This is a genomic window from Pedobacter metabolipauper (assembly GCF_004362715.1).
Lineage (GTDB): Bacteria > Bacteroidota > Bacteroidia > Sphingobacteriales > Sphingobacteriaceae > Pedobacter > Pedobacter metabolipauper.
Window position 1 is genome coordinate 1 of sequence record NZ_SNYC01000002.1, and the last position, 2,286, is coordinate 2,286.

Here is a 2,286-nt window from a genome sequence, read left to right on the forward strand (position 1 = left end):
CCGTTTTTAAAATTATAACAGGTTTCAAATCATACTTTCATTGAGCAGATCTTTAAAGTATTGAACCAATTTTTTAAGGAGAATTTACACTTTGGGATTGATCCTTGCTTTAATTCTTGTGATAAAGTCCTCTTTTCATTTTGATATTCAGCTGCCGGCAGAATTCTGACGGGTCAAAATTTATTCTTTTGTATTCAGCCTGAACTTTCGACTTTGCATCTTCCAGATGATCTTTGCTCTTCCAGGAAGCTATTGTAATGATGATGAAATTACCCTCTTCATCTCTTCTTTCAAAAACCTGATCTTTGATAAAACCATCTATGCCCTTAATGAAGGTTCTATTATATTCCATTCTTTGGGTAAATGCTTTCATTGAGTTTACAGGAATTTGAAACTCATCTATAAAATATACCTTATCTTTCTGGCTTTCTAAAGCATTCTCTTTTACTTCCATTTTTGAATTGACTGATATAGGATTTATCTTTATTGGAATACATGAAAACATAGTTGTCAGCAATGTTCCGCCTAGTACCCGTATAAATCTTTCTTGATACTTTGATTTCATCTTCTTAATTTTCTAAACAAAGATCTGTACTGTAGAAATCCTATCCTTGTAAAAAATCATTGATCTACCAGTAGGTGGAAGATTTAAAAAAGTCTGTTGGAGATAATCCGGTGAAACGTTTGAAGTCTTTATTGAAATGGGACTGATCAAAATAACCTGCCTTAAAGGCGGTTTCAGTGAAGTTTTGAATTTGCCTTTCCGGGTTGCTGATAACAGATTTCATCCGGACAATGGAGGAGAACTGTTTGGGACTTGTGCCAATAAATTTTCTGAATCTTTTTTCAAATGCATCCTGACTTGAGCAAGAATGATCTGCTAATGTTTTCATCTGAATCAGGCCATTTGTAGAATAGATCTTTTGGATTGCATTTGAAATTAATTTATCGGTTTTGGGATTGTATAGAGATAACAGAAAATCTTCGATAATGGCTATTCTTTGATCGTTATGATTTGCTTCTGCTAATTGTTCTTCTACAATTGAGATCTTCTGTACGGATATGAAGTTGTCCAGCGTGACGCTTTTTCCAAATAATTCGTGTAGCGGATCTTTGAAAAATGCGGAGGCTCCACCTTCTTTGAAGATTATAATAATGGTAGCAGTATCTTTTAAGTAATTGATTAATCGTACTGATGTTCTTAAGCCTGAAATGGCAGCAACCGGAAGGGATTGGATTACCGAAGAATTACGGGTTATCTGAAAGTTGTCTGCTGCATAGTCTGTAATATAGTTCACCTGACCCTTATATCGAAAAGCAATTGCAAGCGAGGTTTCCGGCAGGACCCTATTGACTAACTCGTCTTGACTTTCAATGATTCTGTAAGTCTTGATGAATGGTCTTAATTGTTCTGTCGGTAAATAAACAGCCATGTTCATGTTGTTATTCATTTACTGAATCGCTTTCTGGTTATAGAGTTTAAATATACACCACTAAATATAGGTTTTATTTTTAGGTCTGTAATTTGATTCCTGTCTCAGATTTGGTTTTCTCTGGTTTGGTTTTTGTATTTGATTAATTCTTTTGATCCTGGATAGCTGCAGTTTATTCATCAATCGTTACGATCGATTGATCAGCGTTTGAATTATTATCAGTCAATATTTAGGTTTATAACTCAACATGTATGTTATCCTTCATAGATTACTCCGGACGTTGGAGTCTCATTCAATTCAATTTTAATAAGACCAGGGAAAATGGGTTTAATTATATTCCAAAGCCAAATGCATAAATTTTCGCTGGTAGGATTTTCTAATCCTGGAATTTCATTTAGGGTGTTGTGATCTAACAGGTTTATTATGGGATTGATTCCTTCTTTCAAATCCTTATAGTCAAGAACCCAGCCTGCATTTAATTCAGGTGTGCCAGATATAAAAATCTTTAGCATATAGGTATGCCCGTGCATCTTTCCGCATTTATGACCTTTCGGAACGTGAGGTAAGTAATGCGCAGAATCAAATTGAAACGTTTTATAAATGATCATTTAAATTTTCTTTCAAAATTGCAGATCTGTTCGTTAACAAATATTGATGAAGGTCATGCTTTCAGATAAGAACTGTCATTATTACAGAAATTGAAACTTTATAAGTTGTTGAAATAATCTATTTTTATATTCTGGCATAGCTCTGGATGGGATATTATGTGTTACCGGAACATTTAGAAGAGGTAGTTTCAGTTTTTATAAATCTAAAAATATGGTGAACTGGAATTTTGAGCAGCTCGATTAGT

Annotated in this window: 3 protein-coding genes; all 3 read right to left on the bottom strand. The window is 34.0% G+C overall.

Annotation, left to right across the window (positions count from 1 at the left end; translation table 11 throughout):
- Nucleotides 1-109: 109 nt before the first annotated feature.
- Nucleotides 110-454, bottom strand: a complete 345-nt coding sequence (locus tag ATK78_RS00070) for a hypothetical protein (protein WP_133574035.1) — start codon at nucleotides 452-454, stop codon at nucleotides 110-112.
- 175 nt (nucleotides 455-629) lie between these two features.
- Nucleotides 630-1,433, bottom strand: a complete 804-nt coding sequence (locus ATK78_RS00075; protein ID WP_243732391.1) for a helix-turn-helix domain-containing protein — start codon at nucleotides 1,431-1,433, stop codon at nucleotides 630-632.
- Nucleotides 1,434-1,687: 254 nt separating this feature from the next.
- Nucleotides 1,688-2,041 (bottom strand): 6-carboxytetrahydropterin synthase QueD, encoded by a 354-nt coding sequence (queD, locus tag ATK78_RS00080; protein ID WP_133574036.1) that lies wholly within the window; start codon nucleotides 2,039-2,041, stop codon nucleotides 1,688-1,690.
- Nucleotides 2,042-2,286 lie beyond the last annotated feature (245 nt).

Bases quoted from the DNA above. Each gene is read 5' to 3' on its own strand.
- ATK78_RS00070 (WP_133574035.1), bottom strand. From the start codon at position 454: ATGGAAGTAAAAGAGAATGCTTTAGAAAGCCAGAAAGATAAGGTATAT.
- ATK78_RS00075 (WP_243732391.1), bottom strand. From the start codon at position 1,433: ATGGCTGTTTATTTACCGACAGAACAATTAAGACCATTCATCAAGACT.
- queD (WP_133574036.1), bottom strand. From the start codon at position 2,041: ATGATCATTTATAAAACGTTTCAATTTGATTCTGCGCATTACTTACCT.